Genomic DNA, 13,304 nt, shown 5'->3' on the forward strand with positions numbered 1-13,304 from the left:
ACGGGCAGCCATCGGGCGGAGCCGCTGCCGCAACCGTGTCCCGCAGGAAGCCATGGTGAAAGTGGTGAAGTCGTGTGCGCTGGACGATTGCCATAACGACTGGGGGCTGTGCGGGAAACTTGGAGTTGCGTGGAAATGGTGTAATCACCCGAACGGGTGGCGTGCGTGGATCTCGTACATCCCGGTTCGCAGAGCAAGAAAAACGATTCGCTCCCAACTTTGTTGCCCGCTGCTGGTGTTGACCGGGGGTAAAAGCCCTCCCGGGACGCGTCGTGGCGTCAGGGTCATCGAGCCTCGCCCACCCGTTCGGGCGAAACGGGGGTCGGAGGGGCAGTACGCCATTTCTTCACGAAGGGACAGGCGGCCGTGCGACGGAGGTGGAGGTCACGCCTCGTGTCCGGCATTCGGGTGAATGGGCGGAACCAAACGCCGGGTGGTGAGTTGACCAGGGGGCTCCGCCTACGGGGCAACCAGTGCGAGAAGGGCTAATCGTGATCAAGAAGGTTCTGGCTACCGGCGCTGCCGCCGCCTCCATTCTCGGCCTCGGCGCGACGCAGGCCATGGCCATCGCCAATGACGGCGGCACCACCACGGTCAATGGCAACGGTGCTTCGCAGGCCTACGGCAACTCCGAGACCCACGGTGACTGGAGCCCGCAGTTCGCGCTCGTCCAGGGTTCGCTCAACAAGCCCTGCATCGCTCTGCCGGCCAAGGCGAACCTCGGTTCGCTCGTCGGTCTCGTGCCGATCGCGGTCCAGGACATCAATGTCCTGTCCTCCCCGCAGAACCAGCAGTGCACCGAGAACTCCACCCAGGCCAAGGGTGACGAGGCCCTGTCGCACATCCTGGAGGACATCCCGATCCTCTCCGGCAACGGCGCCGGCAACAACTGACGCGCAGCCGCCCTACTCGGGCCCGAGCCCTCGGCGTTCCTCCACCGAGCGGCTCGGGCCCGTTGCTTTCCCGGGACGGGGGCACGGGTTCCTCGCCAGCGTCCTCCGCTGGACCGCCCGCCGGGCATTGCGGCATTCGGGCGGATATCCAGAAATTCACCCGCCGAACAGTTCCGATCCCGGGTGCTCATCGTTACGTAGGACAGCGCCGGAGTCGCGAGCGATCAGGACCCGGCTCGGGCGGGCACGACAGCCGTGACCGCACCGGACTCCGCCGAGGAAAGGGACGAAAAGTGAAGTACACCAAGGTTGCCGCAGTCGCCGCGGGCACGCTCATGGCGATGGGCACGGCCGCGCCCGCCATGGCCGACTCGGGTGCCGAGGCCATTGCCGCGCACTCCCCGGGCGTACTGTCGGGCAACATCCTCCAGGCCCCGATCCACATTCCGGTCAACGTCTGCGGCAACACCGTCAACTTGGCCGGTGCGCTGAACCCGGCCTTCGGCAACACCTGCATCAACAAGTGACCCCCTGACCGGCAGGGCCCAGTGCCCGTTGCCGGTGGGCCCCGGACGGCATCCGCCAGGCATCCGCCGTCCGGGGCCTTTTCGCGGTCCGGTTTCGCCGACCGGATCCGTCGACGGTGCCGGAGAAAATCGTCGCCCCACAGTTTCCCGAAAGCGGCCTGATCGTTGGTCAGGGAGAAAGCGGCAGAAGTCACAGGTAAAGAGAGCTTGTGTGCGGCACGGAAACGTGACCGAAGCAGACGCCGCGTAGAAGGGAACCAGAAAAGTGAAGTACGCGAAGACCGCCGCCCTCGTTGCCGGTTCCGTGGCTGCCCTCGGAACGGCCGCTCCCGCCTTCGCCGCTACTACCCCCACGGCCCCCAACTTCAGCCTCGACAGTGGCCTCAACCAGGTGATGGCCAGTGCCCCGCAGGTCGTGGACCCGGTGGTGGACACGGTCGCCGAGACCACTGAGACGGTCTCGAAGGACGGCACGGTCGGCAAGCTGGCGGGCCAGGCAACCGGTGCGGCGGAGGGTGCCGCACCGCTGCTCGGTGGAGTTCCCCTCGGCGGCTGACCGCCGCGGCACGACCGTTCCCCCTGGTTCCTTCACCGATCCGCATCACTCCCCAGAAGGGCTCCATCATGTTCAAGAAGATCATGGCCTCGGCCGCTGTCGCCGCCTCGGTCGTCGGCGCCTCCGCCGCTGCCGCCCCGTCCGCCATGGCCATCGCCAATGACGGCGGCACCACCACGGTCAATGGCAACGGTGCTTCGCAGGCCTACGGCAACTCCGAGACCCACGGTGACTGGAGCCCGCAGTTCGCGCTCGTCCAGGGTTCGCTCAACAAGCCCTGCATCGCTCTGCCGGCCAAGGCGAACCTCGGTTCGCTCGTCGGTCTCGTGCCGATCGCGGTCCAGGACATCAATGTCCTGTCCTCCCCGCAGAACCAGCAGTGCACCGAGAACTCCACCCAGGCCAAGGGTGACGAGGCCCTGTCGCACATCCTGAACGACATCCCGATCCTCTCCGGCAACGGCGCCGGCAACAACTGAGACCGGGTAGCTCCGCTCCGCACCGCCTGACCCGCGTGGGGCCAGTCCATCCGTACGGCGACCGTTCTTCGCCGGACCGGCCGGACTGGCCCTTCGACGTGTGCCGGTGCCGCCGGTCGGGGCATCCCGTTGGACCGGATGCCGTAGCCCCGGCTGACGATCCGTGCCGGGCCGGGTAGGGCCTCCGTATGGATCCGTACGACAGTCAGACCTCGCAGAGCGGAGAGCGGTGGCCCGCGCCGAGCGGCACACCGATCTACGACCGGCTCGTCGCCGAGTGGCGGGCGGCCGGAGGCAGTCACCCCCTCGCAGAACCGCCCCCGCCCCCCGCCCCCCGCCACGGCGCCGGTTTCGTGCCGGCGGCGCGCACTTCGGACGAGGTCCCTGGCTCTGAGGCCCGTGGGAACTGAGCAGTGGCGTCGACCTTGCGCCGTAACGAACCCATTTGAGTGGTACTGCGCAACCGATCAGGGGTGGGGGCAGTTGATCAGTACGTTCCACAACGGGACGCTCCGAAAGGTGAAGTTGATGAAGAAGATGATGGCCGGCGCTGCAGTGGCCGTGTCCCTGCTCGGTCTGTCCGCGGCCGCGGCTCCCACGGCCATGGCGATCGGCAACGACGGTGGCACCACCACGGTCAACGGCAACGGTGCCGAGTCGGAGGTCGGCAACGCCACGACCAAGGGCGACTGGAGCCCGCAGAACCAGCTCGTTCAGGGCACCCTGAACAAGCTCTGCGTCGGTCTGCCGCTCAAGGCCAACGTCGGTTCGCTCGTCGGCGTCGTGCCGATCGCGGTCCAGGACATCAACGTCCTGTCCAACCCGCAGAACCAGCAGTGCGCCGACAACTCCACCCAGGCCAAGGGCGACGAGCCGCTGTCGCACATCCTGGACGACATCCCGGTCCTCTCGGGCAACGGTGTCGGCAACAACTGACCTACCGAGCGCGGGCGGTCCGGAGATCACACTCCGGGCCGCCCGTCCTCGTTTCGCCGTACGGCGGTACGCGCGCACGGCCGCACGGGCGAGGCCCACCACTCCACGGGGGTGGTGGGCCTCGTCGTGTGTGCGGGGCGGCGGGGTTGCCGCTCAGCCCAGGGTGCGGACCGGGAGCAGACAGTGAGCGGCGGTGCGGACGACCTCCTCGTCGGTGGCGAAGGCCCGCAGCTGGTCCTCGCTGACCGGTTGTCCGGGAAGGGCTTCCGGCCACGGGATGGTGGCGAACATTCCATACACCTGACCCTGCGCCTGGGCGGCGGCCAGCCACTCCGCGGGGGCGGGGTACTGCGCCGTGAGGTGAGGCAGTGTCAGGACGGCCCGCCCTGCCTGGACGAGGAGCTTCGCCTGGATGCCCGGGGTCTCGGCCGCGTCCTGGATCGGGCCGCCGACGTGGAGGCCCGCGCGCTCCAGCGCGGCGCGCATGGCATCGCGGCCGACTTCCGGGCCGTCCTGCCCGTCGCCCAGCGAATAGGCGAGGAGGAAGGCGGTGTCCTGGTCGGCGTCGGGCTGCCGGCCGCTCCAGCCGATCAGGATCTGCGTGCCCAACTGGGCTTGTGTGAACGTGCCGGTGGAGGCCTGGGGTGTGGTCATGCTCGGCACCCTAACGGTCACGGACCGGGTGCTATGCATGCGTATCACTCGATCGAGGGAGATCTATGGGTAACTCCGGCGAACACCCCGGTGCGGCCGTTCCACGGATGCCTCCATCGGAGGTGCGCGGAAAAGCTGTTGACGCCGCTCCCGGGGGCCGGGCTAATGTGACCACTGTCCGCACGCCGCAGTGACGCGTGCGGCGCGGAACCCTGAGGAACCAGGAGGTGAGGACATTGATGACTGTCGTTGCGATGGGCACTGCCCACAACCGGAAGAGCATCGTCCTCATCCCCGTGGCCACCGGCTGAACCACTTCACTCATTTTCCCGCGCCGAGCGCGCGTGCCGGGGCCACCCTGTGAAGGGTTTCCCTTGTCTTTCTCTTCTCTCTCCGCTCCCTCCCCCTCGCACCCGCTGGCTCCGTACGGCTGGGACGAGGACTGGGCGGCTGCTTTCTCCCCGTACGCCGAGCAGGGGTTCGTGCCGGGGCGGGTCGTGCGGGTGGACCGCGGTCAGTGCGACGTGATCACCGCTGACGGCCCCGTACGCGCCGACACCGCGTTCGTGGTGCCCCGTGACCCGATGCGGATCGTCTGCACCGGCGACTGGGTGGCGCTCGACCCGGACGGCGACCCGCTGTTCGTCCGTACGCTGCTGCCCCGCCGCACCGCTTTCGTCCGCTCCAGCTCCTCGGAACGGTCCGAGGGCCAGGTGCTCGCCACCAACATCGACCACATCGCCATCTGTGTCTCGCTCGCCGTCGAGCTGGACCTCGGCCGCCTGGAGCGCTTCCTCACGCTCGCCCTGTCCAGCTCCAGCGGCGCCGCGCTGCTCGGCGACGGCCACGACACGGGCCACCGCCCGGAGCCGATCGTGCTGCTGACCAAGGCGGACCTGGTGCCCGACGCGGTCACCGTGTCCCACCTGGTCCAGGACATCGAGGCGATCGCCCCCGGTATCCAGGTGCTGCCCGTCAGCTCCACCACGGGCGAGGGGCTCGACGTTCTCGGGGCCGTCGTCTCCGGCGGCACGTGCGTGCTGCTCGGGATCTCCGGAGCGGGCAAGTCCACCCTGGCCAACACCCTGCTGGGCATGGACGTGATGGAGGTGCGGGCCGCCCGTGACGTCGACGGCAAGGGCCGGCACACCACCACGACCCGCAACCTCCTGCTCCTGCCGCACGGGGGTGTCCTCATCGACACCCCCGGCCTCCGCGGGGTCGGCCTCTTCGACGCCACGACCGGGGTCGGCGAGGTGTTCTCCGAGATCGAGGAGCTGGCCGGGCGGTGCCGGTTCCACGACTGCGCCCACAAGGCGGAGCCGGGGTGCGCCGTCCTCGGGGCACTGGCGGACGGAGTCCTGGCCGAGCGGCGGCTCGACAGCTACCGCAAGCTGATCCGCGAGAACCAGCGGATCGCCGCCAAGACCGATGCCCGGATGCGTGCCGAGATCCGCCGGGACTGGAAGCGCAAGGGCGCGGAGGGGCGCGCGGCCGTGCAGGCCAAGCGCGGCCGGGTGCGGTAGCCGGGGCGGCCCGGCTCGACGTCCGAATTCCGCGAGTGCGGCGGCCCCGGCTGCCGCACACTGGACGGTGTGATGGACGAACGGACCAGGTACGAGGCGGTGAGCAGCCGTGACGCACGGTTCGACGGCGCGTTCTTCTTCGCCGTCGTGACCACCGGCATCTACTGCCGGCCGAGCTGCCCCGCCGTCACCCCCAAACGCGCCAACGTGCGCTTCTACCCCACCGCCGCGGCGGCCCAGGCGGGTGGCTTCCGGGCCTGCCGCCGCTGCCGCCCGGACGCGGTGCCCGGCTCCGCCGAGTGGAACGTCCGCGCGGACGTCGTCGGCCGGGCCATGCGGCTGATCGGCGACGGCGTCGTGGACCGTGAAGGCGTCCCCGGGCTCGCCGGACGGCTCGGCTACAGCGCCCGGCAGGTCCAGCGCCAGCTCAACGCCGAGCTGGGCGCGGGGCCCGTCGCCCTCGCCCGGGCCCAGCGCTCCCACACTGCCCGGGTGCTCCTCCAGACCACCGGGCTGCCGGTCACCGACATCGCCTTCGCCGCCGGGTTCGCCAGTGTCCGGCAGTTCAACGACACCATCCGGCAGATCTACGCCCGCACCCCCAGCGCCCTGCGCACCGAGGCCGGTACGGGGCTCGGCGGCGGACGCCGCGAGGGGATGCGGGCCGGCATCCCGCTGCGGCTCGCCCATCGGGGCCCGTACGCCGCCGCCGCTCTGTTCGACCTGCTGGCCGCCGAGGCGGTCGTCCGGATCGAGGAGGTGGTGGGCCGGCCCGGTCACCGCACCTACCGGCGCACCCTCCGCCTGCCGTACGGGACGGGGCTCGTCGCGGTCGACGAGGCGTCGCCCGGCGGCCCCTGGCTGGAGGCCCGGATCCAGCTCACCGACCTGCGCGACCTGACCACCGCCGTCCAGCGGGTGCGCCGCCTGCTCGACCTGGACGCCGATCCGTACGCCGTGGACGAGGCGCTGGCCGCCGACCCCCGGCTCGCCCCGCTGGTCGCCGCCCGCCCCGGGCTGCGCTCGCCGGGCGCGGCCGACCCGGAGGAGGTCGCCGTACGGACCCTGGTGGGGCACGCGGACGCCGGGGACCTGGTCGAGCGGTACGGGAAGACGCTGGACGTGCCGTGCGGCGGGCTCACCCATGTGTTCCCGGAGCCGGACGCGCTCGCCGGTTCCGCCGAGGACCCGGCGCTCGCGGACCTGGCCACCGCGCTCGCCGACGGCCGGCTGCGGCTGGACGCCGGGGCCGACCGGGACGAGGCGGAACGGACGCTGCTGACGCTGCCCGGGATCGGCCGGCGCACCGCCGCCCTGATCCGGATGCGGGCACTCGGCGATCCCGACGTGGACCCGTACGGAACGCCGGGCGCACAGCGGTGGCGGCCCTGGCGGTCCTACGCCGTACGCCACCTGGAAACGGCGGGAGCGGCTGTCCCGGGCTGACTCCGGCCGACGGGTGCGCCCCGGTCAGGCCCAGAGCACCACGCCCAGCCAGGCCCCCGCCGCCAGCAGGCAGCAGAACAGCTCCACCAGCACCGCGTAGCCCGTCGCCCGCATCACCGAGCGCACCGAGGCCCAGCCCGCGCCGCGACTGCCGAGACGCAGCCGCTCCGCGCCGAAGATGGCCCCCACGTACCCGAGGATCCCGCCCACCACGGGCACCACGAAGAAGCCCACGATCCCCGCGACCCCGCCGATCATCAAGGTCCGGTGGGGCGCCCCCGACTCACCCGGGCGACGCGGCGGCAGCAGCGGTTTGAGGGCCTGGTTCAGCAGCATCAGCGCCGTCGCGCCGATCAGGACACCCCAGGCGGCCGGCGTCACGTCCGTCAGCGCCCACCACAGCACCGCCGCCCAGACGATCGCCTGACCCGGCACGCCCGGCACCAGCACCCCGACCAGACCCAGCAGCATGACCAGGCCCACGGCGACGAGCAGCCACACACTCATCTGACCAGCCTGCCGGAGAGTGGCCCGCTCCGCCCGTCAGGGCATCCCGGCCACCCGCGGCGACCTGCGCCGATGCCACCTCAGGCCGATTCGGTACGGGCCACCCAGCCACGCTCGTACGCGTGCCAGCCCAGCTGGAGCCGCGTCGAGACCCCGGTCAGCTCCATCAGGCCCTTGACCCGGCGCTGCACGGTCCGCAGCCCCAGATCCAGCTGCTTGGCCACACTGGCATCCGTCAGCCCCGCCAGCAGCAGCGAGAGGATCTCCAGGTCCGTCGGGTCCGGCCCGGCCCCGTCCTCGCGCACCCCGCCGCCGCCCTCGCCCAGCCGCAACGGCATCGCCTCCCGCCACACCGCCTCGAAGAGGCCCATCAGTGACTCCAGCAGACCGCTGGCGTGCACGACCAGGGCGGCGGGCTCCTCGCCGCGGCCGGTCAGCGGGACCATCGCGAGGCTTCCGTCGGCGATCACCAGCTTCGTCGGCACCCGGTCCACCACCCGGCACTGCTCGTCCCGGCTCAGCGCCGCCGACAGCTCCAGGATCCCGAACGGCATCGACAGCACCTCGCGCTCCACCACCACCCGGTAACTCACCCCGCGCGAGGTGGCCCGCTCCTCCGACTCGTTCTCCATCCCGGTCACCGCGATCGGCTTCCCCGTCACCAGGGCGCAGACCTCGGACGCCGCCCCCAGCTGCAGCTGGTGGAAGCGCTGCGCGACGGCGCTCGCCCCCGTCACCACCTCCACCAGGTCGTGCACCGCCGGTTCGCTCGCCTCGGCCCGGTACTCCTCGGCGAGCAGCGCGGACGCCAGCTCCGCCTGCTCCAGCTCGTGCCGCTGCTGGATCAGCAGCGCGCCCAGCGCCACCCCGGGCGGCGCGGCCACCCAGCGGCCCGGCCGGGCCGAGGACTGGGCGGCCAGACCGTGCTGCTCCAGACGTCGCAGTACGCGTTCGGCGTCCGCGTCGGACAGCGCCAGCCGGTGCGCGAGATCGGTGAGCTCCGCGGCTCCCGCCGCGACGAGCGCGCGGTACGCGGCTTCCTGTCTCTCGTCGAGACCTATGGCCCCCAGCATTCTCCGACCTCCCCGGATGTGGTGATCGCGCATCACGGCGCCCTCGCGGCGGGTCCCGGGTGGCGGGAAAGGGCCACGGCGTAAACCCGCCGCGCACATCATCCCCTGTACCCCTGGCCCCTCTGACACTGTGGCGCCACCGCAGCACCAACAACCTCTGAGATGCAGTCTCTTGGGCTGCTTTGATCCGGATTGACCTGGGGAGAGCGATGCGCCCGATATCGCGTACGGCACTCGGAGCGGCGACCGCCGCCGTGCTTGCCGTCACCGTCGTCGCACCGTCCGTGGCAGCGCCACCGGGCGGACGCGACGCACCGAGACCGATCACCGGCACTCCGGCCGCCGCCACGGCCACGAAGCCCGTCACGCTGACGCTCGTCACCGGCGACACCGTGCTGGTGACCACGGACGCCTCGGGCGCGTCCGCCGCCACCGTCCTGCCCCGCGAGGACGGCACCGTCCCCCTCGTCCAGACCCGGCAGTCCGGCGCGGACCTGTACGTATACCCCGAGTCCGCCGTCCCCGCGCTCGCCGCGGACACCGTGGACGAGGAACTGTTCAACGTCACCGGGCTCATCCGCCAGGGCCACGACGACAGCCGCACCGACTCCGTCCCGCTGATCGCCACCTACACCGGCGACACCGCCCGCCGCGCCCCTCTCACCCCGCGCGGGGCCGAGCGCGGAGCGGCCCTCGACGTCATCGGCGGAATCGCGCTGAAGGCCGACAAGAAGCGGGCCGCCGACTTCTGGGCCGACCTCACCGCCTCCCGCTCCAGGTCGGGCTCCGGTCTCAAGAAGCTCTGGCTCGACCGCAAGGTTCAGGCCAGTCTCGACAAGTCGACGAAACAGGTCGGCGCGGACCTCGCCCGGGCCGCCGGCTACGACGGCACCGGCGCCAAGGTCGCCGTCCTGGACACCGGGGCCGACGCCGAACACCCCGACCTCCAGGGCCGGGTCACCGCCTCGGAGAACTTCACCGACTCCGACAGCACCGACGACCGCCGGGGCCACGGCACCCACGTCGCGTCCACCGTCGGCGGCTCCGGCGCAGCGAGCGACGGGAAGAACAAGGGCGTGGCGCCCGGCGCCGACCTGATGGTCGGCAAGGTCCTCAACGACAGCGGATCCGGCGCCGCCTCCTGGATCATCGCGGGCATGCAGTGGGCCGTCGACAACAAGGCCGACGTCGTCTCCATGAGCCTCGGCAGCGCGGAACCCACCGACTGCACCGACCCGATGAGCCTGGCCGCCGAAGAGCTCGGCAAGAACAAGGACACCCTCTTCGTCGTCGCCGCCGGAAACCTCGGCCCGTCCCTGAACACCGTCTCATCACCCGGCTGCGCACCCGGTGTGCTCACCGTGGGAGCGGTCGACCGCGACGACTCCACGGCGAACTTCTCCAGCCGAGGCCCCGCGATCGGCTCGCACACCCTCAAGCCCGAGATCGCCGCGCCCGGCGTCGCCATCTCCGCCGCCGCTGCGGGCGGCCGGGGCTCACAGGCGTACCGGTCCATGTCCGGTACGTCGATGGCGACCCCGCATGTCGCGGGTGCCGCGGCCGTGGTGAAGCAGCGTCACCCCGAGTGGACCGCCCAGCAGATCAAGGCGGCCCTCGTCTCCTCGGCGCAGAGCGCCGTCCCCGGCGATGTGCGCGAGACCGGAGGAGGCCGTCTCGACGTCGACCGCGCGATCCGTACGCCCGTACTCGGCGCGCCCGCCGTGCAGGGCGGCACCTTCAACTGGCCGCAGGACAAGAGCGACCGCACCACGGTCGCCGTGCCCTACACCAACACGAGCGGCAAGCCGGTCGCGCTCTCGCTGAAGGTCGCGGGCGTCACCGGCAACGACGGCTCGGCCATCGGGTCCAAGGTCGCCCCGCTCGGCCGGAAGTCCGTCACCGTGCCGGCTGGGGAGACCATCGAGGTCCCCCCCGCTCTCGACCCCGACGCCCGGCTGACCGCCGCCCAGTACGGCGACGTCACCGGCCGCGTCCTCGCCAGGGCCTCCGGGGGAGTGACGGTCTCCACCCCGTTCTCCCTGTACGTCGCGCCGGAGACCGTCACCCTGCGCGTCAAGCTCGTCGACCGCACCGGCAAGCCCGCCGACGGCGCCTCCTCGGTCGACCTCATCGGCACCGACAACGCATCCGGCGAACGCCGCTTCAACGAGGGCGCCAACGACCAGACCTACCAGGTCCGGCCCGGCGCGTACTTCGTCTCCAGTTTCATCGCCTCGCCCGACACCGCTGGCGCGACGGGCCGACTCGTGGGCTCTCTCGGCTATCTGGCGCGCCCCCAGCTGAACGTCACCAAGGACACCACCCTCGTCCTGGACGCCCGCGAGGCGCACCGTCTGAAGGTGCGGACCGAGGACAAGGCCGCCGAGACACGCGGCGCGACCCTCGCGTTCGGGCGCTCCTGGGACGACACCTGGCTGCACTCCGGGTCCATCGCCGGCAATGAGCTGATCAAGGACTACCTGGTCGACGTCCAGGGCAAGGCGCGTGACGGGGACTTCGAGTTCGCCTCCTTCTGGCGTGCCTACGCCCCGCAGATCCAGAAGTTCTCCCTGGTCGGCGGCGCGGCCCTGCACCCCCGGCCCGCCACCACGGGCTCGGTCAACCTGGACGGCGTCGGCCGGGCCGAGGTCGTCGACGCCGGAGCGGGCAGCGCCGCTGAACTGGAGGCCGCCGGAGCGAAGGGCCGGATCGCCCTGGTGAAGGTCGGCGACGACTCCGCGGGCGTCCTGGCCCAGGCGCGGGCCGCGCGGGCAGCCGGGGCGACGGCACTCCTGGTGCACCGTCCCTCGGCCGGCGCCTGGAAGCCGTCCATCGGCTACGGGGCGGCGCCCCTTCCGGTTCTCGGACTGCGGGCGGACGAGGCCGCCGTGCTGCGGAAGGCCCTCGGCAAGGGGAGGGCGGAGGTCTCCTGGACGGCCACGGCCGTGAGCCCGTTCGTCTACAACCTGTCGTTCCCGGAGAAGGGGCGGATCACCTCGGACCGTACCTACAAGGTCCGTGACAGGAAGCTCGGCTCGGTCGTCTCCACTCATGAATCCATGGGCGTGGCCGCCGACTTCGTCGACACGCTGCTGGTCTCCCGCCCCTACGGCGCGAGCTTCGGCGCGTCCTCGCTCGCCGTGGTCGCCGCCCCCGGAAAACGCACCGAGTACTACACGGCGGGGGACACCGTCTGGCAGAAGATGCTCTCCTCCAGCTTCCCCTGGGGCGAGCTGATGACGGGCAGCGCCCGTACGTACAAAGCAGGTCGGGCCACGACGGAGGAGTGGTACCGGGGCCTGCTGGTCCCCGGCGCCCCGCGCGACGCCGAAGGTGTGGAACTGCTCGCCGGTGAGCGCCGGGACAATGTGATCGGCGTCGCCCCGGCGTTCATGACCGACTCCGAACACATCGGCCAGCAGAGTTCGTTCGGTGACATCGGCAACATGCGGCTCAAGCGTGGGGGTGAACTCGTCGGCCAGAGCGGCTATCCGTTCGGCGCCTTCGCCGTGCCCGCCGAGGACGCGGCGTACGAACTCACCATGATGACCACGAAGATCGGCTCGCCCGCCGAGGTCTGGAAGCGGTCCACACGGACGGAGACCACCTGGGCGTTCCGTTCCGAGCGGAAGCCGGATGTGGAGTCGCAGGGTCTCCCGCTGCTCTTCCCGCGCTACGACGTGCCGTCGGACGCGATGAAGACCCTGCCCGCGGAGAACGGCCAGATGATCGGGCTCGGCGCGACCGGGCACGCCGGATACACCCCCGGCAAGCTCACCGGTGCGAAGGTCTCCTTCAGCTACGACGACGGCGAGACCTGGCACACGGCCACCACCGCGCGGCAGAACGGCCGCTGGACCGCGACCGTCGGCCACGCGGACGCGACCGGGAAGTCCGTCACCCTGCGGACGGAACTGAGCGACGCGAACGGCAACTCCGTCGTCCAGACCGTCAACGACGCCTACGTCGTGCGCTGAAGCGGCCCGCCCGCCGGGCCGCCGAACCGGTGATCGGCTGAGCGTACGAACGGCTGGAACGCCGACATGCCGATCACTTCGACCGGTCCGCCGGGCGTCCTTCCCGTGGAGGGTGGGGCAGCCCGGCGGACCTGTTTACGGGCCACTTTTTCCTGATGTCCCGTTTTCGGGCCGCCTCCGCGGTGGACAATAAGGGCATGAGTCAACAGGGGGAGAAGCCCGCCGCCCACGAGGACGACTGGTGGCGCAAGCTGTACGACGAGACCGCGCCGGACACGGGTCCCAGCATTGCGGCCGACAGCCTCGACGACCGCTTCGACTCCGTGTCGAACACGGTGAGCAGGCCGGTGGACGGCCACCGGGACACCGTGTGCGAGACCGTCCGGGACCCGTACGCGGTGGCGTACGAGGACCCGTACGCGGACCGGTACGAGGAAGCGGACGCCGACCAAGCCGACCACTACGAGGTCCCGTACGCGACGGATGCGTACCGGCCGCCGGAGCCGAGCCGGCCCGTGGTGGCACAGCGGGAACCGGACCGGGTCCCGGATCCGGTCCCGGACGCGGACACCGCAGTGGTCCCGGGACCGGCGGCAGCCCCGGACCCAGGTCCGGACGCGGCAGCGGACCTGGCCCAGACGGCGGCTCCGGTCCCGGTCCCGGCCCCGGCGGCGGACGCGGATCCGGTCCCGGCGGCGGGCCTGGGCTCGGCGGCGGACCTGGGCTCGGC

General features: G+C 71.4%; 12 protein-coding genes and 1 pseudogene. 10 read left to right on the plus strand and 3 right to left on the minus strand.

Annotated elements, in window-relative coordinates:
• The first annotated feature begins 491 nt into the window (after nucleotides 1-491).
• The 6 genes from B9S58_RS08420 (at nucleotide 492) to B9S58_RS08445 (ending at nucleotide 3,391) form a co-directional block, all read left to right on the plus strand.
• On the plus strand, nucleotides 492-893 hold the full coding sequence (locus B9S58_RS08420) for a rodlin (protein WP_103531485.1): 402 nt from the start codon (nucleotides 492-494) through the stop codon (nucleotides 891-893).
• Nucleotides 894-1,186: 293 nt separating this feature from the next.
• A complete protein-coding gene (locus tag B9S58_RS08425; RefSeq protein ID WP_103531486.1) occupies nucleotides 1,187-1,420 on the plus strand; it encodes a chaplin in 234 nt (77 codons plus the stop codon).
• 265 nt (nucleotides 1,421-1,685) lie between these two features.
• The gene (locus tag B9S58_RS08430; protein WP_103531487.1) at nucleotides 1,686-1,976 is read left to right on the plus strand and encodes a hypothetical protein; all 291 of its coding nucleotides are present in this window, start codon (nucleotides 1,686-1,688) and stop codon (nucleotides 1,974-1,976) included.
• Nucleotides 1,977-2,044: 68 nt separating this feature from the next.
• Nucleotides 2,045-2,455, plus strand: coding sequence for a rodlin (locus B9S58_RS08435; RefSeq protein WP_103531488.1), 411 nt, complete (start codon nucleotides 2,045-2,047; stop codon nucleotides 2,453-2,455).
• Nucleotides 2,456-2,643: 188 nt separating this feature from the next.
• Complete coding sequence (locus tag B9S58_RS38835) at nucleotides 2,644-2,865, plus strand: hypothetical protein (protein ID WP_103531489.1); 222 nt, start codon at nucleotides 2,644-2,646, stop codon at nucleotides 2,863-2,865.
• 118 nt (nucleotides 2,866-2,983) lie between these two features.
• On the plus strand, nucleotides 2,984-3,391 hold the full coding sequence (locus tag B9S58_RS08445; protein WP_103531490.1) for a rodlin: 408 nt from the start codon (nucleotides 2,984-2,986) through the stop codon (nucleotides 3,389-3,391).
• 153 nt (nucleotides 3,392-3,544) lie between these two features.
• On the opposite strand, the gene B9S58_RS08450 is transcribed toward B9S58_RS08445, so the two are convergent.
• Nucleotides 3,545-4,045 carry a DUF5949 family protein gene (locus tag B9S58_RS08450; RefSeq protein ID WP_103531491.1) on the minus strand — a complete coding sequence of 167 codons (501 nt, stop codon included), beginning with the start codon at nucleotides 4,043-4,045 and terminating at the stop codon, nucleotides 3,545-3,547.
• A gap of 374 nt (nucleotides 4,046-4,419) precedes the next feature.
• Here B9S58_RS08450 and rsgA point away from each other — a divergent pair, with 374 nt between their 5' ends.
• On the plus strand, nucleotides 4,420-5,571 hold the full coding sequence (gene rsgA / locus B9S58_RS08455) for a ribosome small subunit-dependent GTPase A (protein WP_103531492.1): 1,152 nt from the start codon (nucleotides 4,420-4,422) through the stop codon (nucleotides 5,569-5,571).
• Nucleotides 5,572-5,643: 72 nt separating this feature from the next.
• On the plus strand, nucleotides 5,644-7,017 hold the full coding sequence (locus tag B9S58_RS08460) for a DNA-3-methyladenine glycosylase 2 family protein (protein WP_103531493.1): 1,374 nt from the start codon (nucleotides 5,644-5,646) through the stop codon (nucleotides 7,015-7,017).
• 24 nt (nucleotides 7,018-7,041) lie between these two features.
• Here B9S58_RS08460 and B9S58_RS08465 read toward each other — a convergent pair whose 3' ends face one another.
• Together B9S58_RS08465 and B9S58_RS08470 are read right to left on the minus strand one after the other, a co-directional pair.
• Entirely contained in the window at nucleotides 7,042-7,524 is a 483-nt protein-coding gene (locus tag B9S58_RS08465) for a DUF456 domain-containing protein (protein ID WP_103531494.1), read from the minus strand.
• Nucleotides 7,525-7,604: 80 nt separating this feature from the next.
• A complete protein-coding gene (locus B9S58_RS08470) occupies nucleotides 7,605-8,597 on the minus strand; it encodes a LuxR family transcriptional regulator (protein ID WP_103531495.1) in 993 nt (330 codons plus the stop codon).
• A 209-nt stretch (nucleotides 8,598-8,806) separates the two neighbouring features.
• Here B9S58_RS08470 and B9S58_RS08475 point away from each other — a divergent pair, with 209 nt between their 5' ends.
• Together B9S58_RS08475 and B9S58_RS08480 are read left to right on the plus strand one after the other, a co-directional pair.
• Nucleotides 8,807-12,574, plus strand: coding sequence for a S8 family peptidase (locus B9S58_RS08475; RefSeq protein ID WP_103531496.1), 3,768 nt, complete (start codon nucleotides 8,807-8,809; stop codon nucleotides 12,572-12,574).
• A 197-nt stretch (nucleotides 12,575-12,771) separates the two neighbouring features.
• Nucleotides 12,772-13,304 (plus strand): annotated as a pseudogene (locus tag B9S58_RS08480) (hypothetical protein); the annotation flags it as partial.

Source organism: Streptomyces sp. SM11 (genome assembly GCF_002910905.1).
Lineage (GTDB): Bacteria > Actinomycetota > Actinomycetes > Streptomycetales > Streptomycetaceae > Streptomyces.

Excerpts from the sequence above, each read along its gene's own strand:
- B9S58_RS08435 (WP_103531488.1), top strand. The coding sequence starts at position 2,045 with ATGTTCAAGAAGATCATGGCCTCGGCCGCTGTCGCCGCCTCGGTCGTC.
- B9S58_RS38835 (WP_103531489.1), top strand. The coding sequence starts at position 2,644 with ATGGATCCGTACGACAGTCAGACCTCGCAGAGCGGAGAGCGGTGGCCC.
- B9S58_RS08445 (WP_103531490.1), top strand. The coding sequence starts at position 2,984 with ATGAAGAAGATGATGGCCGGCGCTGCAGTGGCCGTGTCCCTGCTCGGT.
- B9S58_RS08450 (WP_103531491.1), bottom strand. The coding sequence starts at position 4,045 with ATGACCACACCCCAGGCCTCCACCGGCACGTTCACACAAGCCCAGTTG.
- B9S58_RS08460 (WP_103531493.1), top strand. The coding sequence starts at position 5,644 with ATGGACGAACGGACCAGGTACGAGGCGGTGAGCAGCCGTGACGCACGG.
- B9S58_RS08465 (WP_103531494.1), bottom strand. The coding sequence starts at position 7,524 with ATGAGTGTGTGGCTGCTCGTCGCCGTGGGCCTGGTCATGCTGCTGGGT.
- B9S58_RS08470 (WP_103531495.1), bottom strand. The coding sequence starts at position 8,597 with ATGCTGGGGGCCATAGGTCTCGACGAGAGACAGGAAGCCGCGTACCGC.
- B9S58_RS08475 (WP_103531496.1), top strand. The coding sequence starts at position 8,807 with ATGCGCCCGATATCGCGTACGGCACTCGGAGCGGCGACCGCCGCCGTG.